This is a genomic window from Sulfitobacter sp. EhC04 (genome assembly GCF_001650875.1).
Classification (GTDB): domain Bacteria; phylum Pseudomonadota; class Alphaproteobacteria; order Rhodobacterales; family Rhodobacteraceae; genus Sulfitobacter.
Genome location: NZ_LXYI01000003.1, coordinates 1 through 21919, shown reverse-complemented (window position 1 = coordinate 21919; position 21919 = coordinate 1). Strand labels below are relative to the sequence as shown.

Genomic DNA, 21919 nt, shown 5'->3' with positions numbered 1-21919 from the left:
GATGAAAGATATCACCCACCCGGCCAGCGTTTTCTGGCAGGACGATGAACCGCTGGAATGCGTGTCGGTCATCCCCGAACTGGCCAATACCGCAACATTCACCTTTCGCGCGCCCTCGGGGGCGCTGTTCGACTTTCAGCCCGGCCAGTTTTTGACGCTGGAATTGCCGGTGCCGGGCGGCAGCCTGCACCGCACCTACACGATTTCATCCTCGCCCTCGCGGCCGCGGTCGATCTCGGTCACGGTCAAGGCGCAGCCCGACAGCATTGGCACACGCTGGATGCTGGATCACCTCGCGCCCGGCATGCAGCTGAAGGTGACGGGGCCTGCGGGCTGGTTCACCCATACCGATTTCCCGGCAGACAAATACCTGTTCATTTCGGCCGGGTCGGGCATCACGCCGATGATGTCGATGGCGACATGGATGTTCGATCTGGGCACCGAGCCTGACATCGTCTTTGTCAATTGCGCGCGCCGCCCGTCCGAGATCATCTTTCGCCAGCGGCTGGAACATATGGCCAGCCGTGTGCCGGGCATCGACCTGCACTGGATCGTCGGGTCCGCCGACCGCTTTGCGCCCTGGACCGGCTATCGCGGCCATATCAACCAGCTGATGCTGGGCCTCATGGCCCCGGATTATCTGGAGCGCGAAGTGTTTTGTTGCGGGCCCGAGCCGTTCATGCAGACCGTGCGCGAGGCGCTTCAGGGTCTGGGATTTGATATGGAGCGGTATCACCAGGAGAATTTCCAGGCCCCGACCCCGAACGAGGCCGAGGCCCCCGCGCTGGACGATGTCGTGCCGGACGAGGATACCAGCGCCGAAATCACCTTTGCCACCTCTGGCGTCACCGCCAGGGTCGCACAGACCGACACTGTGCTGGCGGCAGCCAAGGCCAGCGGGCTCAACATCCCTTCGGGCTGCACCTTTGGCATCTGCGGCACCTGCAAGGTCCGCAAGACGGCGGGCGACGTTCATATGGTGCATAACGGCGGCATTTCCGAGGATGATATTGCGGAGGGTTATATCCTGGCCTGTTGCTCCAACCCCATCGGCAAGGTCACCGTCGAGGTGTAGCGCCGCGGCATGCCCGCAGGACATGGACCATTGCGACCGCCTACATTGCTGGCTAAAATAAATCCTGTCGGTTTCCGCAAGGAATCAAAAGGGAATTCGCCACCGGCCTGCCGGTGAACCGAAACTGCCCCCGCAACTGTAGGCGATGAGCGTGCAGCGATCATGCCACTGTGGCCAAGATGCCATGGGAAGGCCGCTGCCGTGACGACCCGCCAGTCAGGAGACCTGCCGACACCAACGTAACGCGGCCCGGACGGGGAGTCCGGGGAGGTGTCGAATGAACTTTTTCCTACGGTGTTTCCCTGCACCGGCCATCGCCAGTGCCCATATGTCGACCGCTCTGGTTGACGTGCAGGCCAGCCATGGGTTCGCCATTCCCTCTTTGTCTCCGGGCGCATCACATACCGGAGACATACGATGTATTGCAAATCCCTGACGGCGGCCCTGTTGGGCGCGGCCCTTTTCGCGTCGGCGGCGCAGGCCCAGACGACCTATCCCCTGGCAATCGAAAATTGCGGCGTCAACGTCACCTTTGACGCGGCCCCTGAAACGGCGGTCACGGTCGGTCAGGCGGGAACCGAGGTTCTCTATGCGCTGGGACTTGGTGACAAGCTGGCCGGAACCTCGGTCTGGTTTACCGAAGTCTTGCCCGAATTCACCGAATTGAACGCAGGCGTCGAACGTCTGGCGGACAATGACCCCAGCTTTGAAGCCGTGGTCGCCAAGCGCCCCGACATCGTTGTGGTGCAATATGAATGGCATATCGGCCCGCAGGGTACCGTTGCCACCCGCAACCAGTTTGCCGATCTTGGCATCCCGACCTTTGTGCTGCCCGCCGATTGCTGGGCCAAGGACAACAGCACAGGGTCGGACGGCACCCGGCTGGCCATGTTCGAGATGGACAGCATTTATGCAGGCGTCACCCAGCTTGCGCAGATATTCGATGTCTCCGAAAAAGGCGCGGCTTTGGTCGCCGACCTGAAAGCCCGCGAAGCGGAGGCGATTGAAAAGGCGGCGGCGCTGGATCTTGACGACGCCTCGGCCGTGTTCTGGTTCTCCTCTGCCGAGATGGACATCGACCCCTATGTTGCAGGCCGCAAGGGCTCTCCCGGTTACATGATGGACAAGCTAAGGCTGCGCAATGTCGTAGAAAGCGACGAGGAATGGCCGGTTGTCAGCTGGGAAACCATTGCCCGCGCCAACCCTTCGGTGATCGTGGTGGCCGAAATGGATCGCCGCCGTTTCGAGGCGGATGACGTGGAGAAGAAGCTGGCGTTCCTGCGCAGCGACCCGGTGACCAGCCAGATGGATGCGGTAAAGAATGACCGTATCGTGGTCCTGAATGCACATTCGATGGACCCTTCGATCCGCAATGTCACCGCGCTTGAGACATTGGCCGAGGCCCTGCCGAAGTTCGATCTGCAATGACGGTTGCCGCAGACCCGCTTGTCATCGTCCGACCGATTGCGCTGCGCGGGCTGCTGGGGGCGGCGATTTTGGCGCTGGCGATCCTGCTGGGCGTCGTCATCGGTGAAACGCCGCTGCCGCTTTCGACGGTGGCGGCGGCCTTTGCCAACCGTATCTGGGATGCGGGACTTGCCGTTGACCCCATCGACGCCGGCATCATCTGGAGCTACCGGCTGCCGCGCACTCTGGTTGCGGCGGGTTGCGGCGCGGGTCTGGCGCTGTCGGGTGTCGTTCTACAGGCCCTGGTGCGCAATGCGCTGGCAGATCCCTATCTTCTGGGGGTCTCCGCCGGGGCTGGCGCGGGTGCAGTTGCCGTCACCATTCTGGGCGTCGGCGGCGGGTTGATCGGGATTTCGGGCGGTGCCTTTGCGGGTGCGACACTGGCCTTTGGTGTGGTTGCTGTGCTGGCGCGCGCGGCGGGCGGTGGCTCGGCGCAGCTGGTGCTGGCGGGCATTGCCGGTTCGCAGCTTTTCAACGCGCTGACCTCCTTTCTGATCGCCAAGTCGGCGAATGCGGAACAGGCGCGCGGAATCATGTTCTGGCTGCTGGGCAATCTGTCGGGCGTGCGCTGGCCGGATGTTGTGCTGGCCGCCCCCGTTGCGGTGGTCGGTTTTCTGGTCTGCCTGTGGTTCGCCCGTGCGATGGATGCGTTTTCCTTTGGCGTGTCGTCCGCCGCTTCGCTTGGCGTGCCGGTGCGCCGGGTGCAGCTCATGCTGATCGGGGCCGTCACTTTGATGACCGCCACCATGGTCAGCCTGGTCGGGTCCATCGGTTTCGTGGGGCTTGTGATCCCCCATGCCATGCGCTTTGTCGTCGGGCCACGGCACGCCCGGCTGGTGCCTGCCTCGGCCCTGGCGGGGGCGGTCTTTCTGATCCTGGCGGATATCGTCTCGCGCATGTTGATCCCCGGTCAGGTTGTGCCGATCGGCGTGGTCACGGCATTGGTCGGCGCGCCGGGCTTTGCGCTGATCCTTGTGCGCAACCGGAGGCGGCTGTGAAACTGGAAGCGAAATCCCTTGGCTGGACGGCCCGGTCGCGCCGCATTGTGCAGGACGTCTCGCTTGCGGTCGCACCGGGCGAGACACTTGGCCTGATCGGGCCCAACGGCTCTGGCAAATCCACGCTGCTGCGCCTGCTGGCGGGGCTTTTGCCGCGCCCCTCTGGCACCGTGCTGCTGGAGGGCCAGCCCCTGAGCACGCTCAGCAAGCGCGACATCGCCCGACAGATCGCGGTTGTGGAACAGATCGCCGAAACCTCCGAGGCGCTTTTGGTGCGCGATGTGGTCGAGTTGGGCCGCACGCCCTGGCTGTCGGCGCTGGCCCCTTTCGGGGCGCAGGATCGGGCCATCGTGGCAGAGGCGCTGGAGGCCGTGGGCATGGACCATATGGCGCGCAACAGTTGGGCCACGCTTTCCGGCGGTGAACGCCAGCGCGTCCAGATCGCGCGGGCCTTGGCGCAGCGTCCGCGCCTTCTGATGCTGGATGAACCGACCAACCATCTGGACATCCATCATCAACTGTCACTGTTGCGGCTGGTGGGCAATCTGCCGGTGACGGTCATCATGGCGCTGCATGACCTCAATCAGGCGATGGGATGTGACCGGCTTGCGGTGATGGACGGGGGCCGGATGGTCGCCTGCGGGCGACCCGAAGAGGTGCTGACCACGGCACGGCTGGCCGCGATTTTTCGGGTTCAGGCCACCCGGCTGCGCGACCCTGCCGATGGTGCAACCGTCTTTCGGTTTCAATGTCGCGAGGCGTGAACCGATGAAATAGATTCTGTTGCTGCTTGCGATCATGACGGCCCTGCCCGTCCGGGCCAAGACGCATAGGGGGCAATGCACAGCCGCAATGAACCGGCTGATCCGAGGATCGCCCCCGGTGACGCGGCGCGTTTCATTTCTGTGCAGCCCGGCCATAGGCTCAGAACCATGATCCGACCGTGGAATTTCGTGCCCATTTGTCCCGGCGCGCCGCAATTTTCGATAGGTCCTTTGGGCATCACATCGCGCCGGGGGCGGAGGCCTCGGCCTAGGCGGCACCGGCGAGGTCACCCGGCTGATCCACAGAGGTGCGCGACAACCTGCGGACCTGGATTTATGACAGGTTCATCCTTGTGGCTGAAAAAACGGGCCCGGCCTGATCAGCGAGCGGGCATTGTCAGTCGCTTCTGCGGCGGCGGTCGGGCGGTATGTCGCGGTCAATCAATGGAAGCCCGAGCCGAACTACCGTTCCCACCGATGTATCGAGAAGCCTGAGCGATCCGCCGTGGTTTTCCATCACCCGTGCGGCGATGGGCAGGCCCAGCCCGCTGCCCGGTCCGCCGTTGGCCTGACTGAAACGGCTGACCGCCTGGACGAATTTTTCACGCGGTATGCCGACGCCGTCATCTTTTACCTCGATGACGGCCATCCCTTCTTTCTTGGCAAGACTGATTGCTATCGCGGACATCTCTGGGCCGCCGTGAACCACCGCGTTCATCAACAGGTTCAAAAAGGCCTCCTGCAACATGATTTCGTCGCCCTGGATCGTCACGGCCTCGTCGGCAAGCGTGAGGATCAGATCCACCTGCCGCGGCGCGATCTGAAGCCTGAAGCGCTCAGCGATCTGGCGCAGGAGGGTTTGCAACTCGATCTTTGTGCCGGAGCGGTCGACATCTGTTCCGCTTGCCCGCTCGAAGGACAGAAGCTGGTTCGTCAGGCTGCTTGCCTCGCGGGCGGCCTCGACCAGTTCGGCGCTGCGCGCGATGGCGGATGCACGGCTGGGGGCGTTCTGTACGGCCTCTGCCAGGGCAAGCACACCGGCGACAGGGTTTCTCAACTGATGGGCGGCGTTCGAGATGAATTCATCCTTTGAGCTGATCCGACGAGAGACGCGGTCCAGCAGGATGTTCAGAGTCTCGACAAGTTTGCGGGCCTCTATCGGCACCGGACGGCGGATCGGTTCCAGATCGGAGGGTGTCCGGCGGGCAATGGCCGTTTCCAGATCCAAGAGGGGGCGCAGGCCGATGGCGACGCCGAACCAGACGACAAATGCCACCGAGGCCACCAGCAGGCCGATGACAGTGAAGGACCGCGTCACGACTTCGCGCACAAAGCTGTTGCGCACGTCGGACTTCTGCCAGACCGTGATGTTGAAAACCCCGCTGACACCGCTGACTGTCGTGCCGTCCTGAAACCGCAGAACGCGCACGTTCTCGTCCCTGTAACGGGCGTCGTAATAAAAGGGTTCGGCCGGATTTTGCGGGGCCGTCACCGGCTGTACCGGCGGGGTGGCGTAGCCCGTCACAAAGACACCGTCGGGCGCATAGACGTGATAGAAGATTTCGCCGCCCGAGGTATCGCTGAGGATGGCCCTGGTCGGCGGGCTGAGTGCGTCGCCGTCCGACACCGCGATATCGCGCGAGATGGCAAGGGCCGCAGACAACAGACCGCGGTCAAAGATGCCTTCGGCCCGCAGTGTCGTTGTCCTGTATTGCCAGATCCCCGCGATCAGGGCGATCAGCAGCAAAGGGGTCAGGATGATCAGGATCAGCCGGGAGCGGAGCGAATGCGCCCTCATGCCTCCGGCCCGGCCAATAGCTGATAGCCAAGACCGCGCTGTGTCCTGATCTGGATGCCATGCGGGCTGAGCCTGCGGCGCAGGCGCGAGACATAAACCTCGACCACTGTGTCGGCCACGTCGGTGCCGACGCCATAGGCATGATCCAGCAGGGTATTTTTGGTCACCAACCTGCCATTAGCGGCAAAAAGGCATTCGAACATCGACATCTCGCGGCGCGGCAGGTCGATTTCGGTTTCGCCATCGAACAGCTGGCGACCGGCGACATCGTATTGAAGCGCACCAACGGCCTCCAGTTGTTGCTGGGGGATGGCACGTCTGCGCAGCAGGGCGCGAACGCGGGCTTCAAGTTCGGCCATCTCGAAGGGTTTGATCAGATAATCGTCGGCACCGGCATCAAGCCCGAGCACGCGGTCTTCGGTCTCGGCCCGCGCGGTCAGCAGGATCACGGGCCGTAAGTCGCCCCGCTGGCGCATCTGACGCAGCAGCGTCAACCCGTCGGTGCCCGGCAGGTTGATGTCGAGGATGACCAGATCGGCCCCGTCACCTTGCAGATACCTTGCCGCTTCGGTGCCGTCGGCCAGATGGTCCACGGCATGGCCTGCGTCTTCCAGACGGTAACATATGCCTTTCGCAAGGCTGCTGTTGTCCTCGATCAGCGTAATCCGCACGGCATCGGGCCCTAATTTTCCACATGCAAGTTTCATGAAAGGTTCGCAGGTCAGTCAACCTAGATCAACAGGGGGCGGACACCCCCTCGTGATTCTAATTTGGTCCCCTCAACGTAGGGGACTGCATTCAAGGGAGGAAGATATGTCCACTTTCAAAACCACGCCGCGCGTGGCCGCTGGCCTTGTCGCCGCTGCCGCCGCGACATTCTCGGTCAAGGCACATGCCGAAAGCCACGCCATGGATATGGCGGGCAAGACCGTCGAATGGATCATCCCGTTCTCGGAAACCGGGGGTTCTGCCAAATGGGCCAACTTCTATGCCCCGCTTCTGTCCGAGGCGCTGCCGGGTCAGCCCACCGTTGTGGTAAAGTTCATGCCCGGTGCCGGTTCGACCAAGGGTGCCAATTATTTCCAGTCGCAGACATTCGAGGATGGCACGACCATCTTCGGCTCCAGCGGCTCCACCCAGTTCCCGTTCCTGCTGGGTGATCCGCGCGTCAAGTTCGACTATGCCGACTGGAACGTCGTATTGGCCTCCGGCACCGGCGGTGTCGCCTATCTGCCGCCGGACCTGGCGGAGAAGATGGACGGCATGGACGCAAGTGCGTTGAAGGAAACCGATTTCATCTATGGCAACCAGGGTGCCACCCGTCTTGATCTGGTCCCGACGCTGGCATGGGAAATGCTGGGTCTGAATGTCGAAAGTGTCATGGGCATCAAGGGCCGTGGCGATGGCCGTCTGATGTTCGAGCGCGGCGAAGCCAATATCGACTATCAGACATCCTCCTCCTATCTGTCGGGCGTCACGCCACTGGTCGAGGCGGGCACCGCCGTGCCGATGATGACCTGGGGCGCGCTGGATGATGATGGCAACATCGTGCGCGATCCGACCTTCCCCGACATTCCGACCTTCAAGGAAGTCTGCGAAGCCACCGAAGGCTGCGAGACTTCAGGCGAAAGCTGGGATGCGTGGAAGGCGTTCTTTATCGCGGGCTTCCCGGCGCAGAAGATGGTGTTCCTGCCCAATGGTGCCTCCGATGCGGCGATCGCGACCTACACCGCGGCCTTCGAGACAATCAAGGCACGTCCCGATTTCGCTGCGATTTCGGAGAAGCGTCTGGGCAAGTATCCGCAGATGACCGGTGCGCCTGCAAAAAAGGCGCTTGATAGCGCCACTAAGGTCACCCCCGAGGCCAAGGCATTCATCGTGAACTGGTTGCAGGAACGATACGGCGTGTCGCTGAACTAGGACCCGCTTTGCGAGCGCCCCGCCATCGGGCGGGGCGTTTGACCAAGCGGATCGGGAGGATTTGTCATGGATGTGGTCATGGAGGCGCTGCCCGCCCTGGGCAGTGCATGGGGGCTGATTTTGCAGCCCATCGTGCTCGGTTACCTCGTACTGGGTGTCTTGATGGGGCTTTGCATCGGGGTGTTTCCCGGTCTGGGTGGCATCGCGGGGCTGTCGTTGCTGTTGCCGTTCATGTTCGGAATGGACCCGATCATGGGGCTTGCGCTCATGGTGGGCATGGTCGCCGTTGTGCCGACCTCGGACACTTTCGCCTCTGTGCTGATGGGCATTCCGGGGTCGTCTGCCAGTCAGGCAACGGTGCTGGACGGCTTTCCCATGGCCAAGAAGGGACAGGCCGCGCGGGCGCTGTCGGCCGCCTTTGCATCCTCGCTGTTCGGGGGGCTGGTTGGTGCCAGCTTCCTGACGGTCTTTATCCTGATCGCCCGGCCCATCGTGCTGGAATTCCGCACGCCGGAGTTGCTGATGATCACGATCTTCGGTCTGTCGATGGTCGGCATCCTTGCCGGCCGCGTTGCCATCAAGGGCATTGTCGCCGCCGGTCTGGGCATGCTGATCGGTACGATTGGCGAGGGCGCATCCTCGGGTGATCTGCGTATGTCGTCCTATGATTTTCCCTATCTGGCTGATGGGCTGAAGCTGGTTATCGTCGGCCTTGGCATCTTTGCCATCCCCGAGATCATCTCGCTGCTCCGGCAGGACCGCGCGATTGCACGCGAACCGCAGCTTGGCGGCGGCTGGCTGGAAGGCGTCAGGGACTGGTGGGCCAACATCTGGCTGTCGGTCCGCTGTTCCATCATCGGGGTGGTCGTGGGGGTTATCCCCGGCCTTGGCGGGTCTGTCGTCGACTGGATCGCCTATGGCCATGCGGTGCAGACCACCAAGGACAAGTCGCAATTCGGCAAGGGTGAAGTGCGTGGCGTGATCGGGCCGGAAAGCTCGAACAACGCCAAGGAGGGCGGCGGGCTGGTGCCGACCTTGCTGTTCGGCATTCCGGGGTCCGGCTCCATGGCGATCTTCATCGGCGCGATTGCCCTGCTGGGTTCCGGCCAGATCGAGGTCGGCCCGGCCATGTTGAAGAACAACCTTGATATCACCTATTCCATTGTCTGGCTGCTGGCGCTGGCCAATGTGGTCGGCACGGTCATCTGCATCGCGGCCTCGGGCGGCATCGCCAGGCTGACGACGATCCGTTTCGCGCTGCTGGCCCCGTTCCTGTTCATGATCATCAGTTTTGCGGCCTTTCAGTCGGGGCAGAACCTGATGGATCTGGTGGCGCTTCTGGGTATCGGTTTCCTCGGCATCATGATGCGCCGCTTTGACTGGTCGCGTCCGGCGTTCCTGATCGGGTTTGTGCTGGCCCGCCCGGCAGAGACCTATGCCAACCAGGCCGTGCAGATCGCGCAAAGCCAGTTCCGCAAGAGCTTTGGCGAAGGGATCGAATATATCTTCTCGCCCATCGTCATCATCCTGCTGATCATCACGGTTGTTTCCGTCGTGCTGGGGCTGCGTCAGGCCAAGAACATCCTGGCCGAGGGCGACGTGCAGTCCGGATCGAAGCGGGCGCCCTTCGTGTTCCTGCTGATCATCACCGGCTATATCGCCTATGCCTACTTCGACGCCTGGTCGATCCCGGCCTACAGCCGCGACCGGGTCTTTCCGATGTTCGTTGCAGGGGTTTGCCTGCTGGGCTGCGCCGCGCTGATCGTCCGCATGATGCTGAAGCCCGAGGCCGACACGATCTTTGCCGACCGCGAGCTGAACGGCGATGACGCCAATGCGACCCACGGGTTGTGGCCGACGCTGTCGTGGTTTGCGGGGCTGCTGGCGCTGACCGCGCTGCTGGGCTTCATTCTGGCGCTGGGAATATTCCTGTTCACCTTCATGAAGCTGCGCGCGGGCGTCAGCCTGCTTTTCTCCGTGATCTACACGGGCGTCGGCATCGCCTTCATGTGCGCCATGGCATGGCTGCTGAACCGTGATTTCCCGCCAGGGCTTTTGCAGGAATACACCAATTTCCCCTGGCCCTTTAACTGAGGGTGATGTCATGACCCAGACCGCAATCCCCTTCGTCCTCATGCGGGGCGGCACCTCGCGCGGGCCCTATATGAACCGCGCCGATCTGCCCGAGGACCTTGAAACCCTTGCCGAAACGCTGATCGCGATTGTCGGCTCGGGGCATCCGCTCAACATCGACGGTGTGGGCGGCGGGGCGGCGGTGACGACGAAGGTGGCGATGCTGTCGCGCTCGGGCGATGAATGGGCCGATATCGATTACTTTTTCGCGCAGGTCAGCGTCGAGGACCGGCTGGTCGATTTCAAACCGACCTGCGGCAATATCCTGTCCGGCGTCGGCCCTGCCGCCATCGAAATGGGGCTGGTCGAGGCGCAGGAGGGTCAAACGACCGTCAACATCCGCGCCGTCAACACAGAGGCCAGGGTGGCCGCAATCGTGCAGACGCCCGGCGGGGCTGTCAGCTATGACGGCACCGCGCAGATCGACGGCGTGCCGGGGACATCCGCCCCGGTGGCACTGCAATTCATGGATACGGTGGGGGGCGTGACAGGGGCATTCCTGCCGACGGGCAACCTGATCGACACGATCAACGGGATCGAAGTGACCTGCATGGACGTGGCGATGCCCTTGGTGATTGCCAGGGCCGCAGACTTTGGCCTGACCGGCTATGAAACCGCGGCGGAACTGGACGAGAACGCGGGTTTCTACGTCCTGATGGAGGCCATCCGGCTGGAGGCGGGCAAGCGTATGGGGATGGGAGACGTTTCCAAATCCGTGACGCCGAAATTCGGGCTGCTGGCCCCCGCGACGCAGGGCGGCACCATTGCGACGCGGTATTTCATGCCGTGGAAATGCCACCCCTCAATGGCCGTGACCGGCGCGCAATGCCTTGCCTCATCTGTGCTGACGCCCGGCACGGTGGCCGGGGGCATGGCTGCGATCCCCAATGAGACACCCGCCACAATTACATTGGAACATGCCACCGGCACCATCGACGTCGTTGTGGATTTCGAGAATACCGCAAGCGGCTTCAGCTTGCGGTCGGCCGGTCTGGTCCGGACCGCGCGCAAGCTTGCAGCCGGTGAGGTATTTGTGCCAAGCGGTATCTGGAAAAGGGCGTGATCGCACGGCGATCCCCCACAAATTGCGGAGCGGAAACCCGATGAAAGTTCATATCCTTGACGATTGGTTCGACACGCTGCGCGGGCTGCCGTGTTTTTCGCTGCTGGACCGTCACGACGTCACTGTCTGGACGGACCATCAGCCTGACCCGGCCGCCCTTGCCGAACGCGTGAAGGAGGCGGAGGCGCTGGTGCTATTCCGGGAACGCACGCCGGTCGGTGCCGACCTGCTGGCGCTTTTGCCGAATCTCAGGCTGATCTCCCAACGCAGTGTCTATCCGCATGTCGATGTGGATGCCTGTACCGCGAACAAGGTGCTATTGTGTTCGAACATGCACGGCGGCACACCTTCTTATGCTGCGGCGGAACACACGCTGGCGCTGATCCTGGCCAGCTATCGCCAGATCCCGCAGCAGGTGGCGTCGCTCAAGGCCGGGGGCTGGCAGTCCGGCGTCGGGCGGACCCTTCGCGGTCGCACCCTTGGCCTTTATGGCTATGGTCGGATTGCCGGGGCCGTCGCGGAATATGCGAAAGCGATGGGCATTAAGGTACAATGGTGGGCCTCCGATGCGGGCCGTGCGCGGGCCGCACAGGACGGGGAGACTGTCGCACCCTCGCGCGAGGCGTTCTTTGCCACCTCCGATATCGTGAGCGTACACATCCGCCTGAAACCCGAGACACGCGGCATCATCACCGCAGCGGACCTGGCCGCGATGCAGCCACGGGCATTGTTCGTGAATACCTCGCGGTCGGGGTTGGTCGACAAGGGCGTGCTTGAGGCAGAGATTGCCAAGGGGCGCCTTCATGCGGCTGTGGACGTCTTTGATCACGAACCGCTCACGGATGTCTCCAACCCGCTTCTCACCCATCCGAACGTGGTGGCGACCCCCCATATCGGCTATGTCACCGAGGATGAATTCGACCTGCAATTCTCGGACATTTTCGAGCAGATCAATGCCTATGCCGATGGTGCCCCGATCCACATAATCAATGAGGGTGTCTGGACCGGGCGCTGATCTTGCGGGCCTGCGTGTTGTCGGCCACGAACCCCTCCGCAATCGCCCGCGCGACAAAATCATCGAGCGCGCCGATCAGCGGGTGATCCGCGCGTGGCAGCACCATTGCCTGCCGCACAGATGTCAACACGCCCGGCAGGATTCGCACCGCCGGATCATCGCCAAAGAAGCCCGCCAGCGATTCACGCACACCGGCAACAGCATCGCAGCGCCCTTCGCGGAATTCGGCAAAGCTCTCGGGCGGGGTGCCCGAGCGTTCCAGCGTGGCGTGCTGTAACGACTTGGTCAGGTGCATGTCATAGGCCGACCCGGTGGAGGTCAGCACGCGCACGCCTGCCCGGTCCACCTCGCCCACGTCTGCCAGGTCCGAGGCGGCCCGGACGGCAAAGGTCGCTTCGATCACGATATAGGGCCGGGTGAAGGCGATCTTTCTGGCCCGTTTCTCATCAATGGCAAGGAACCCCACATCCCATTTGTCATGGTCCGCATCGTCAAAGACCTTGCCCGCGCCGTCGTAGATCACCGGGACCATCTGCGCCCCGATCTCTGCCGCCAGACGCCGCGCCAGTGCCGGGCTGATCCCGTTCAGGTCCTTCCCGTCGCTTTGCACCAGCGCCCGGTTGCCCGTGTTGATCGCGACCCGCAAAGGGGTGTCGCGCGCGAGGTCGTCCAGCGTTGCAGTCATGTCTGATGTTTCCTTTGGTTCATGGGTCGGTGGCCGCCGTCTTGAACAATCGCGCGAAAAGCGGCGCGCCAATGATGACAACGAAGATGCGGAGCACATGGTGCGCCACCACAAAGGCCATATCGGCACCGACGATCAGGGCCAGCACGGTCAGTTCGGCCTGCCCACCCGGGGCAAAGGCAAGGATTGTCTCCATCGGCGGGGCGAGACCCAACAGATGGATGACCTCGGCCATGATGATCGTCAGAATGATGAGCACGACACAAAAGCCGAGCGCCGCCGTGACGGACGTCCGGACCTCGGCCATCGTGACGCCGCCGTATTTGGTGCCGACGCCCATGCCGATAAAGAACTGGGCCGCCCATACCGCCTCTGCCGGGGGACGATATTGCAACAGCCCCGTCAGGGCGCAGCCCGCCGCCAGGATCAGCGGCCCCAGGATCGACGCCCCGAACATGCCGACCCGCTTTGCGACCTGCCAGCCGACAATCGCGCAGAACAGCATCAGGGCAAGCTGCGACGCAGGGATCGACGCCGCAGGCTTGCCCGGCGGATTGCCGAGGTCCGCATCCCAGGCCCATTTCAGCAGGAAGGGCAGGACAACCACGATCACCATGACACGGGTTGCATGGATCAGCGAGAGGGCGCGCACATCTGCGCCCGCCTCTTCGCCGAACAGCACCATGTCCTGAAATCCGCCCGGCATGGCGCTGTAATAGCTGGTCTGGAAATCGAACCCCCAGAGGCGTTGAAAGTAGGGCACGCCAACCGCCCCAATCGCAAGCACCATGACAGGGATCAGCACCAGTGTTGGCCACATCGCCCCCATGGAGATCAGCAGGGAGACCGTGAAGGTCGCCCCGACGGCAACGCCCAGAATCGTGCGCATGCCATCCCCCAGCATCTTGTTTCCGCGCATCGGCACCCCGGCGAGCGATGCAAGCAGGCAGGCCAGGATCGGCCCCAGCAGCCAGGGCAACGGCAAGCCCAGAAGGTGAAAGGCGGCGACACCGCTGGCCGCGACGCCAAGTGCCGTGACGAAAGGGATCATGCGCCTTGTGCCTTCAGCCTGTGCCGTAGCGAGGTTTCAAGGTGGGCTGCGGCGGCGGCCCCGGCGGCGCTGGCATCGCCGCTTCTGATCGCCTCGATGATCTCGTTGTGCTGCTGGCAGACCGTCTTGATCCGCGCTTCGTCCTCCAGCGTTGTGGGGCCCAGGAGCATCAGGGCATTGTTCAGCGCCTGCGCCGAGGCCAGCAGGAACCGGTTTCGCGCCGCAAGGCAGATGCATCGGTGGAAATCCTGATTGATCCCGGAGGCCGTGCGCGCATCGTCACGCGCAGCGAATATCCGGTCGTTCAGACCCACCAGCGTATCGATCTCTGCCGCGCTGGCGTGTTTGGCGGCCATCTCTGCCGCCGTGCGTTCCAGCACCACGCGCATCTCGTAAAGCTCAACAATCTCGGGATGCGAGAGGGTGCGGATGACAGCACCGATCCTGGCCCGGTGTTCGACGATCCCGTCGCTTTCAAGCTTGCGCAGCGCTTCCCTGACGGGCGTGCGCGACAGCGCCAGACGTTCGGCAACTTCGACCTCGCGCAGCCGGTCGCCGGGTTGATAGGTGCCTGCCCGGATCGCAGCGTGAAGCTGTTGGTAGGCCGCCTCGCCCTGGGACAGGCCTTGCATTTCTACTTGCTGCACGTTATCGCCCGATATTGTATCCACGTGGATACAATGCAGCCATTCGAGGTGAGATTCAATGCCGAAATCAGTTATCGTCGTCGGAACAGGAAACGCAGCACTATGCGCGGCCATTGCCGCCCTGGAAAAAGGCGCGCAGGTTCTCATGCTGGAAAAGGCGGACGAGGCGCTGGCAGGGGGCAACACCAAATATACGGCCGGTGCCATGCGCTTTGCCTATGACGGCAAGGACGATCTGATGCCGCTTCTGCGCGACGCCGAGGATCCGCGTTTGCCCGCCACCGATTTCGGCAGCTACACGGTCGAGACATTCAGCGAGGACCTGCTGGGCTTCAACGATGGCCGCCCGCTGTCCCCCGAACAGCAGACGTTGGTCGGGGCATCGGGCGAGACGATGAAGTGGCTTGCGACGCATGATGTCACCTTTGAACCGATCTACAGCCGCCAGAGCTTTGAAAAGGACGGTCGGCATGTATTCTGGGGCGGTCTGACGCTGGCGGCCCGGAATGAAGGCGTCGGCCTGTTTGACATGGAACTTGCGGCGGTGCGGCGTCTGGGTGGCGCGGTCCGTTTTGACAGTGCCGTGACGGGTCTGGTCCGGGACGGCGACCGTATCGTCGGGGTAAAGGTCGGCGGGGAGGAGATGCGCGCCGATGCGGTCATCCTCGCCTCGGGCGGGTTCGAAGCCAGCGAGGACCTGCGGGTGCGCCACATGGGGCCGAACTGGAAAGCGGCCAAGGTGCGCGGCACGCCGCATAATACCGGCGACGGGTTGACCCTGGCGATGCAGGCGGGTGCCGCCGCCTATGGTCTTTACAGCAGTGGGCACGCGACTCCGATGGACCTGCATATGGCCGATTTCGGCAACCTCGACCTGCCCCCGAATGAGCGCAAGAACTACAGGAAGATCTGTTATTTCCTCGGTGTCATGGTGAACGCCGAGGGTGATCGTTTCGTCGATGAAGGCGCGAATTTCCGCAATTATACCTATGCGCAATATGGCGCTGCGATCCTCGACCAACCGGGTCAATTCGCCTGGCAGGTGTTCGACAGCAAGGTGTTCGATCTGCTTTATGCCGAATACCGGTTCCACGACGCGCATTTCATTGAAGCCGAGACGTTGGAGGGTCTGGCCGCACAGATGACCGGCGTTGACGCCTCAGGCGCGCTTGAGACCCTGCGTCGCTACAATGCGGCGGTGGATGAAACCGTGCCATTCGACCCCACAAAGCTCGATGGCAAGGGCACCCCGTCCCTCGCCCTGCCCAAATCCCATTGGGCGCAGAAGATCGACACACCGCCCTTCCGCGCCTTTCCGGTGACGGGCGGGATCACCTTTACCTACGGTGGGTTGAAGGTGAACGAAGACGGCAATGTGATGACCGCAGAAGGTACACCTATTGCCGGCCTCTACGCCTGTGGCGAGCTTGTCGGCGGTGTCTTCTTTGCAGGCTATCCCGGCGGTTCGGGCCTGACGTCAGGTGCGGTGTTCGGCCGTCGCGCCGGATATGGTGCGGCGCGGTCTTGAGGCAGGCTCCGGGGCGACACGGGCCGGGTGAAGGCACCGCTGAGGTCTGCCCTTTCGATCACGCAGGTTGCCTCTGATCGGGTGATTTCCGTCGACGTGGTGTTGCGCTGCTCATTTACAATTGTCGGCTTGCAGGGGGGCCGTCCAACAGACGTTGGTTGCCGGGAGGCGGACGATAAGCCGCCCCCCTAAACCGATCCTGTCAGGCGGCTTTTGCACACACCTGTTCTGGCCCTACCCTAGGCTCTGGACCCATTAATCTTACATGCTCAGCGGCGATTTCACGAAATTTCAAGGGTTTGGGGCGTGCTGCCAATAGTGGTTCTATTTGCAAACGACCCAAGACGTTGAAATGAAGTGAAATCGCCGCCCTTCGGGTTTGGCGGATTTTCCCGCAGCCTGCGTCACATCTGCTTGAAATAGAACCACTATTCTTGCGCAGATGCTCCTGGTCTACGAAAAAATCTGTCAAACTGAGCATATATGTAACGGTAAGGACTTATTGACCATTATGAAGCCCACACCCATTGATTTCATTTGATAATTTATCGGGAGGCAAAAGAAATTTGGCCACTATGGAAGCATATGCTGACCACTTTTTGTAAGCGTAACGTGGACACTGCCCTGTTCTTCACGGCTTCCGCAATGAAGACATGAAAAAAGCCGCCCTTTCGGGCGGCTTCGACGATCTCACATAATCAAGGGGCCGGGAACCCCCATTATTTTAGGTGAAAAGATCCGGATCCAGATCGCTTGACCGATAGAAATTCAGTCCCACATCGGCCTTTGCCAAGATAGGACGAATGCCCTTCCGTTTCAGGCGGCCGATCACCTCCCCAACCTGACGATCATAGCGCTCGGCGATCCGGCTCGGATGGGTAAACAGGGCCTTGAAATCGGCGATTACCTTTGGATCGAACCGGGGAATCCTGTGGTTTTCGTCGGGTCCGGCGATCCACTCGATTGTCAGGCTCACTTCCTGCGGATGCCGATCGACCAAGTGCCAACCGACATCTCTCGGGATTTTCAGCGCCCCGAAGGCCGACATCGGTGAAAGGCCCAAGCTGCAGACAGCCGCGTTCCGCTTGACCTCCGCGGGGTCGACGCGAAGCGCGCCTATCCCGTCCTGACCAGCCAGGCGAAAGACGCGAGCGAGGAAGCCGCCAAGTATCATGTGCACCACCGTAACGGCCGGCACTTTGGCCTTTTCCGCGGCTTTCGAGACCGCCACCAGCTCGTCCGTTTCGGCGCCCAGATCCACCGCCTTCGCGAGCAGCTTGCCAACCAGCATGGCAATCTCCTCGCAATCCACCGCTTTCTGGGTCCTGCCCTTTGTACCCGGCCTCCCGTAGTAGATGGGAGCGAGAAGCCGATCAGCAAAAAGCTGATCGACCAGTGGACGTGTAAAATCCATGTCTTTCCACAGCGAGACCACGTTCACAGTGCGCTTCATGCGGCCCGCGATCTCACGGCCCAGATCTGCCGGGATGGCGAAATGCGCCGGCGCCCGTTCCGGTATCACCCCTGCAGCAACCAACACATTGCTCAAGGTCCGACTATCAAGACCCTGTTCCTTGGCCAAGGAGGCTACCGTGTGAAGGCGGCGCTCAGTGAGCTCGACACCCAGCACCTTGGTCCCAGCTGGTAAAGCAATATTTTCGGTAACGACCTCGCGAAGAATGCGCGCGATGTCACCAGGCTCCTTGAGGGATTTCGAGTGCGCGAGAGCGTTATAGAAGCACCCGAAGATCTTGCGTGGCCCGGGGGTTCCAGGGGCCTCATCGAATTTCGCGAACTGCGTCTCGAGCGCCTCTCGGATTCCGTCTTCGCCGCGCGACGTGAATTCGAAGCCTACGCGACCGGCATGGTCCCAATCATCAGATGTGAGTTTCGGGAGCTTCTGGGCCGGCCCGTAGGCTACCAGCACGCCCAAGAGCTCTGTTGCGCGAGTCGCCTGATCAAGGGACTGCTCATCCAGCCAATCTGGGCCGGCAATTCCTTCGAGGCGACGCTGCACGTAGTTTTGCAAGGGCGAGACAGAGCGCTGCACTGCCCTCTCGCTCATGGCTTGAAGTTCTCCCCCGCGCTCAGGCACCCGGCGGTCGAGCTCGTGAAGCTTGTCGTCCCATGCGGCCTGCGCCTGGCGAACCAGAGCGATCTCGTGGTGCGGGCATGTCCGCACAACCGAAAGGGCCCAGTACCAACGTCCATGACGCCGTCCCGCTAAGTCATCCTCTGCCAGGCAGGCGGGGCAGAATACGGTGTACGGGTTCGACAGGAACTCGGCAGTGACCAGCTCACCACGGAGATCATATGTCCGTTTGCCTTGCCGGACTGCAGCATTCCGGCGCAGATCGTCCAATGGCGCACCCGAAACTTCCGCCAGCCTTGCAAGAGCCTCGGGTTTGGAAGACGCGAGCGCCTCAGGGCCGATTTCCATATCCCTGAGAAAAGGAAGCAAAGGTTTGGCGGCGTGGTGTGGCGCAAGACGCGCGGCATACGACAAGGGCGTTTCGATGGGGTCGAACGGTAGAAAGGGCAACAGCATGATCAACACCCCTTTTTGCTGCGTGGGGGAAGGGGCTTCTCGGAAAGGTCGATTTTCGACCACTCGCGCGACAGAAAAACGTTCTTGCCGACTTCTGCATCTTCCTGGATAGCCCAGTCCTCTGCGAAATGAACCTTCTCGAGGCGGGACGCGCCCGCCAGAGCTGCGATTTCCAGAGCTCTGAGGGTATTCTTGATGAACCACCCGAACCGCCGACGGCTCGCATGCACCAAGCGTTCGATAAGGTCCGGCTCCTTCGGAGCGTCAATCGCGACTTCCGCACACATTGTATGAAGGATCCCTTTCAAGAGGCGTGCGTCGCGAACCGGTGAAATATCGTCGAAAGCCAGCTTCTGGTATCGGCGATTGATTTGGTCGTCGTAGGCGGCCAGATGCTGCAGTTCGCCGATTCCAATGAGAATTACGCTGACGGCGCCCTCTCCCTGCATGAGATTCTTCAAGCGCTTCTGCATGTTGCGGATCTCGAAAGGGCTCGCAGCCCCGAGGAGGTCATGCCCCTCATCAATGCATACGAATACCGTGTTCAGGAGCACCAGACGGTGCTTTAACAGCTTCCAGATTCCCTGCTCAGTTTCGCGATTGGAGACATCTCGGTACCCAGTCTTATAGAGGATATCGAGACCGAGCGCCTTTGTCGTTGCCGGGCTTGGAGCCGCATCCAACATGATCCACGGCATGTGGCCCTCGCCATTAGACTGAAGAAGCGGATGTTCCTTTAGACCATTCTTGACCAGTGAGGTGTTGCCTCCACCCGCGGCTTCTATTACGAACAGCCCTTGCGCCTCACCTGTGCCGCGATCCTTGCGCGGTGACGCAATAGGGTTTCCGTCACGGTCACGCGCGAGGAGGCGGTTGAGACGCAGAAGGAACTGGTCGTCCCGTTCGGTTGGAAAATACTTGTCCGCCGCGCGATCCACAGCGGCCAAGCGGGTTTCGATAGACATCTGTGTCATGCTTTATTTGTCCCTTAGAGGAAGGATGAAGTCGTCCTCCTCGCCGTCGTCATCGTCGCCGGCGGGCTGACGATCAGAAAATTGTATCGGCTCAGGACGGACGGAAGAAATTTCTTCAATGGCCCAGTCAGCCACCTGTTCTGCTTCCTTGTTCCCTGCATCACTTGCGGTCGGCAACCTGATGCCGAACTCGCCCAAGTCAGGCTCCTGCTCTTGGTCATCGCATCCATCATCGATACGGAAACCGATGAATGCCTCACGCTCATGGCGGTCGATCGTCTCGGCGTCGATCGTATCGAGGACAAGACCGATCTTGGCCATCGCATCGGCATTCAACCTTTCGATATAGTCGATCGCCTGCTGCACAACACGGCTCTTGAGCTCGGCAGCCTGTGCATGTGTGGCACGCAATTCACGATATGCCATCCGCCACTTCAGATAGGAGACCCCGTGAAAACAGCGATGGATGGCAGGAACTTCCGTCCACTGGGTCCCGATCTTGACCCAAATTGCCCCGATGTCCTCGGTATAATACCGGACTTTCATTTCCCGGTCAGGGCTGTGCAACATGTGCGTCGCGAGCGCCTTGGAATGATAGCGCACGCCCGCGACAGTGAGACCGTCTTTTTGGAGCGTCCGAGACAGCTCCTCTCCGAAAACCAGGCGGCGGCGACGCAACGATGGCGGTGGCGTCACTCCGTATTGCAGAGTGAGGCGGTTCCAGCAGTCGCGAGGCGTTTCCATGTGCAGGCCCTCGTGAGGTTCATTGTGATAGACATCGACAATCCAGCGGACCAGAGCTGCACAGACGTCGTCGACAGTCAGCGCCGCCTTTTCCTCGGGATTGCTGTCTCCCTTGCGCAGAATGCTCCCAAACGTGCAGCCGGACAGCCGCGGCATCAGTTGCGACGAGATAGTCCTGAACACGCGTTCGATGTAGGGCTTCAGCCACGGTCGCGCGCCAGGACAATGGATCAGGGTAATGCCGAGATCGTAGGCCCGCCGACGGAAATCATGTCCGACGAACTGCTTTCCGCAATCCGTGACGAGGGTCCCCATCAGGCCATGTTCGGACCATGAATCATGTGCGCCGACAGCACTGGCCCAGACGCCCTTGTCGCGCATTCCCATCTCAAGCGCACGCAGGCCACTTTTCGCGGACGGCGTCCGAGAGAGGATCATTCCCAGAATACACCGCGTGCGGACGTCGAGGAGAACGGTCATCCACCACCTCTTGATTGACCCATCGAGCCCCAATCGCGCCTTGTCCTCGTCGGTCATCATCTGCAGCAGACCCGAGTCATCCATCAGGCTCTTCAGGTCAATTTTTTGTTCATCCATCTCCACGCGCTGCAGTGGCCGCTCAACATCGATCCCCTCTCCCACCGGGGAGAAGGCGCGCATTGCCGCATCCACGCCCTCACGGGCCAGCTTGACCCGGAACGGAGAGAGATGATGGATGGCAGCCAGGATCGTGACCCGCGACGGGCATTTCATCAAGTCGGTACGACCTTCGGCCTCACGCTTCGCGTTCTCAGCGACGAACGCGTTCCGGACATCTTTGACAATGTTGGCTGGCGTCTTCTTCAACTCGCTCAGGTATCCGGGGAGCTTTGAATACAAGAAGAAGCGCTGCTCTTCAGTAAGCTTCCGGCCGTAGTTCCCCCTTTGCGAGACATTGTCATACAAAGCCGCCAAGCCGTCTTTCTGGTAGGCCGTCATCCACCGGCGCAAGGTTCGCGGACTTGGCATCTTGAGATTGTGCGCTTCGGTGCCGTAAGCGTTTATCATTCTCGTTACGGCGCCGAGAATACTGTCCGAATTCTTCCGGATGGATTCATCGGTGCGCTTGATCTCACCCGTCTGATATTTCTCGAGGGACGCCAGCACGATCGCTTCGCGTTCGGAAGCGCGCAGCTTTTCCGCGTCGCTCAAGAGGCTCAACATGTCGGGCGACAATTCCGTCAGGTAGCGGAACTCGCGATCCGGACGGTGGTCAAAATGCCCAGTATCAAGCATCTCCGCGATGGTTGCATTGTCGTATTTTTCTCGTGGGCCTTGGCCGTCTGCAGGCACGAAGTAGTGGGCATCTCCATGGGTCGAGATGTAACGATATTGGCGTCCTCGGATGAAGATCGCGTCAGAATTCTCGAAGGTATAGCGGGGCGCGAACGCGCTCTTTACGAAATCAAGCATCGTGGTGGTTCCGAGTGGACCTGTCACGCTTTAGTGCCGCCCCAAGTGCTCGTTTAG

The 21919-nt window shown here is 61.5% G+C and carries 17 protein-coding genes and 1 riboswitch; of the genes, 9 read left to right on the top strand and 8 right to left on the bottom strand.

The features are described 5' to 3' along the window. Position 1 precedes the first annotated feature (1 nt). From A8B82_RS01465 to A8B82_RS01450, 4 genes are all read left to right on the top strand, one after another. A complete protein-coding gene (locus tag A8B82_RS01465; RefSeq protein ID WP_067287446.1) occupies positions 2–1075 on the top strand; it encodes a hybrid-cluster NAD(P)-dependent oxidoreductase in 1074 nt (357 codons plus the stop codon). Between the two features lie 51 nt (positions 1076–1126). After that, a riboswitch (cobalamin riboswitch) is annotated at positions 1127–1322 on the top strand. Between the two features lie 170 nt (positions 1323–1492). Continuing rightward, positions 1493–2503, top strand: coding sequence for an ABC transporter substrate-binding protein (locus tag A8B82_RS01460; RefSeq protein WP_067287443.1), 1011 nt, complete (start codon positions 1493–1495; stop codon positions 2501–2503). Continuing rightward, complete coding sequence (locus A8B82_RS01455; protein WP_067287440.1) at positions 2500–3540, top strand: FecCD family ABC transporter permease; 1041 nt, start codon at positions 2500–2502, stop codon at positions 3538–3540. Before A8B82_RS01460 ends, A8B82_RS01455 begins: the two co-directional genes overlap by 4 nt. Beyond that, on the top strand, positions 3537–4304 hold the full coding sequence (locus A8B82_RS01450) for an ABC transporter ATP-binding protein (protein ID WP_067287437.1): 768 nt from the start codon (positions 3537–3539) through the stop codon (positions 4302–4304). The genes A8B82_RS01455 and A8B82_RS01450 overlap by 4 nt, the downstream gene beginning before the upstream one ends. Before the next feature lie 397 nt (positions 4305–4701). Here the strand turns inward: A8B82_RS01450 and A8B82_RS01445 are convergent, their stop codons facing one another. Further along, the gene (locus A8B82_RS01445; RefSeq protein WP_067287435.1) at positions 4702–6102 is read right to left on the bottom strand and encodes a sensor histidine kinase; all 1401 of its coding nucleotides are present in this window, start codon (positions 6100–6102) and stop codon (positions 4702–4704) included. Then, positions 6099–6773: a response regulator transcription factor gene (locus A8B82_RS01440; RefSeq protein ID WP_067287432.1), complete on the bottom strand. Its 675-nt coding sequence runs from the start codon at positions 6771–6773 to the stop codon at positions 6099–6101. Before A8B82_RS01440 ends, A8B82_RS01445 begins: the two co-directional genes overlap by 4 nt. 142 nt (positions 6774–6915) lie before the next feature. On the opposite strand from A8B82_RS01440, the gene A8B82_RS01435 reads away from it, so the two are divergent. From A8B82_RS01435 to A8B82_RS01420, 4 genes are all read left to right on the top strand, one after another. Beyond that, positions 6916–8022: a tricarboxylate transporter gene (locus tag A8B82_RS01435; protein WP_067287430.1), complete on the top strand. Its 1107-nt coding sequence runs from the start codon at positions 6916–6918 to the stop codon at positions 8020–8022. A 66-nt stretch (positions 8023–8088) separates the two neighbouring features. Further along, positions 8089–10116 (top strand): tripartite tricarboxylate transporter permease, encoded by a 2028-nt coding sequence (locus tag A8B82_RS01430; RefSeq protein ID WP_067287428.1) that lies wholly within the window; start codon positions 8089–8091, stop codon positions 10114–10116. Positions 10117–10126: 10 nt separating this feature from the next. Continuing rightward, positions 10127–11218, top strand: a complete 1092-nt coding sequence (locus tag A8B82_RS01425; protein WP_067287425.1) for a 4-oxalomesaconate tautomerase — start codon at positions 10127–10129, stop codon at positions 11216–11218. A 40-nt stretch (positions 11219–11258) separates the two neighbouring features. After that, positions 11259–12233: a D-2-hydroxyacid dehydrogenase family protein gene (locus A8B82_RS01420; RefSeq protein WP_067287424.1), complete on the top strand. Its 975-nt coding sequence runs from the start codon at positions 11259–11261 to the stop codon at positions 12231–12233. Here A8B82_RS01420 and A8B82_RS01415 read toward each other — a convergent pair. From A8B82_RS01415 to A8B82_RS01405, 3 genes are read right to left on the bottom strand one after another with little or no spacing between them, the layout of a single operon-like run. Continuing rightward, positions 12205–12918, bottom strand: a complete 714-nt coding sequence (locus A8B82_RS01415) for a transporter substrate-binding domain-containing protein (protein WP_067287421.1) — start codon at positions 12916–12918, stop codon at positions 12205–12207. The genes A8B82_RS01420 and A8B82_RS01415 overlap by 29 nt on opposite strands. 19 nt (positions 12919–12937) lie before the next feature. Further along, entirely contained in the window at positions 12938–13969 is a 1032-nt protein-coding gene (locus A8B82_RS01410) for an AbrB family transcriptional regulator (RefSeq protein ID WP_067287419.1), read from the bottom strand. Beyond that, entirely contained in the window at positions 13966–14601 is a 636-nt protein-coding gene (locus tag A8B82_RS01405; RefSeq protein ID WP_067287416.1) for a GntR family transcriptional regulator, read from the bottom strand. The genes A8B82_RS01410 and A8B82_RS01405 overlap by 4 nt, the downstream gene beginning before the upstream one ends. Before the next feature lie 73 nt (positions 14602–14674). On the opposite strand from A8B82_RS01405, the gene tcuA reads away from it, so the two are divergent. Further along, the gene (tcuA, locus tag A8B82_RS01400) at positions 14675–16144 is read left to right on the top strand and encodes an FAD-dependent tricarballylate dehydrogenase TcuA (RefSeq protein ID WP_067287413.1); all 1470 of its coding nucleotides are present in this window, start codon (positions 14675–14677) and stop codon (positions 16142–16144) included. A 724-nt stretch (positions 16145–16868) separates the two neighbouring features. On the opposite strand, the gene A8B82_RS01395 is transcribed toward tcuA, so the two are convergent. The 3 genes from A8B82_RS01395 to A8B82_RS01385 are packed head-to-tail and all read right to left on the bottom strand — an operon-like array spanning position 16869 to position 21862. Further along, positions 16869–18692, bottom strand: coding sequence for a TniQ family protein (locus A8B82_RS01395; protein ID WP_082899084.1), 1824 nt, complete (start codon positions 18690–18692; stop codon positions 16869–16871). 2 nt (positions 18693–18694) lie between these two features. Then, the gene (locus A8B82_RS01390; RefSeq protein ID WP_067287411.1) at positions 18695–19666 is read right to left on the bottom strand and encodes a TniB family NTP-binding protein; all 972 of its coding nucleotides are present in this window, start codon (positions 19664–19666) and stop codon (positions 18695–18697) included. A 3-nt stretch (positions 19667–19669) separates the two neighbouring features. Next, a complete protein-coding gene (locus A8B82_RS01385; protein WP_067287408.1) occupies positions 19670–21862 on the bottom strand; it encodes a Mu transposase C-terminal domain-containing protein in 2193 nt (730 codons plus the stop codon). Positions 21863–21919: the final 57 nt, after the last annotated feature.

Excerpts from the sequence above, each read along its gene's own strand:
- A8B82_RS01465 (WP_067287446.1), top strand. The coding sequence starts at position 2 with ATGAAAGATATCACCCACCCGGCCAGCGTTTTCTGGCAGGACGATGAA.
- A8B82_RS01460 (WP_067287443.1), top strand. The coding sequence starts at position 1,493 with ATGTATTGCAAATCCCTGACGGCGGCCCTGTTGGGCGCGGCCCTTTTC.
- A8B82_RS01455 (WP_067287440.1), top strand. The coding sequence starts at position 2,500 with ATGACGGTTGCCGCAGACCCGCTTGTCATCGTCCGACCGATTGCGCTG.
- A8B82_RS01445 (WP_067287435.1), bottom strand. The coding sequence starts at position 6,102 with ATGAGGGCGCATTCGCTCCGCTCCCGGCTGATCCTGATCATCCTGACC.
- A8B82_RS01435 (WP_067287430.1), top strand. The coding sequence starts at position 6,916 with ATGTCCACTTTCAAAACCACGCCGCGCGTGGCCGCTGGCCTTGTCGCC.
- A8B82_RS01430 (WP_067287428.1), top strand. The coding sequence starts at position 8,089 with ATGGATGTGGTCATGGAGGCGCTGCCCGCCCTGGGCAGTGCATGGGGG.
- A8B82_RS01425 (WP_067287425.1), top strand. The coding sequence starts at position 10,127 with ATGACCCAGACCGCAATCCCCTTCGTCCTCATGCGGGGCGGCACCTCG.
- A8B82_RS01420 (WP_067287424.1), top strand. The coding sequence starts at position 11,259 with ATGAAAGTTCATATCCTTGACGATTGGTTCGACACGCTGCGCGGGCTG.
- A8B82_RS01415 (WP_067287421.1), bottom strand. The coding sequence starts at position 12,918 with ATGACTGCAACGCTGGACGACCTCGCGCGCGACACCCCTTTGCGGGTC.
- A8B82_RS01410 (WP_067287419.1), bottom strand. The coding sequence starts at position 13,969 with ATGATCCCTTTCGTCACGGCACTTGGCGTCGCGGCCAGCGGTGTCGCC.
- A8B82_RS01405 (WP_067287416.1), bottom strand. The coding sequence starts at position 14,601 with ATGCAAGGCCTGTCCCAGGGCGAGGCGGCCTACCAACAGCTTCACGCT.
- tcuA (WP_067287413.1), top strand. The coding sequence starts at position 14,675 with ATGCCGAAATCAGTTATCGTCGTCGGAACAGGAAACGCAGCACTATGC.
- A8B82_RS01395 (WP_082899084.1), bottom strand. The coding sequence starts at position 18,692 with ATGCTGTTGCCCTTTCTACCGTTCGACCCCATCGAAACGCCCTTGTCG.
- A8B82_RS01390 (WP_067287411.1), bottom strand. The coding sequence starts at position 19,666 with ATGACACAGATGTCTATCGAAACCCGCTTGGCCGCTGTGGATCGCGCG.
- A8B82_RS01385 (WP_067287408.1), bottom strand. The coding sequence starts at position 21,862 with ATGCTTGATTTCGTAAAGAGCGCGTTCGCGCCCCGCTATACCTTCGAG.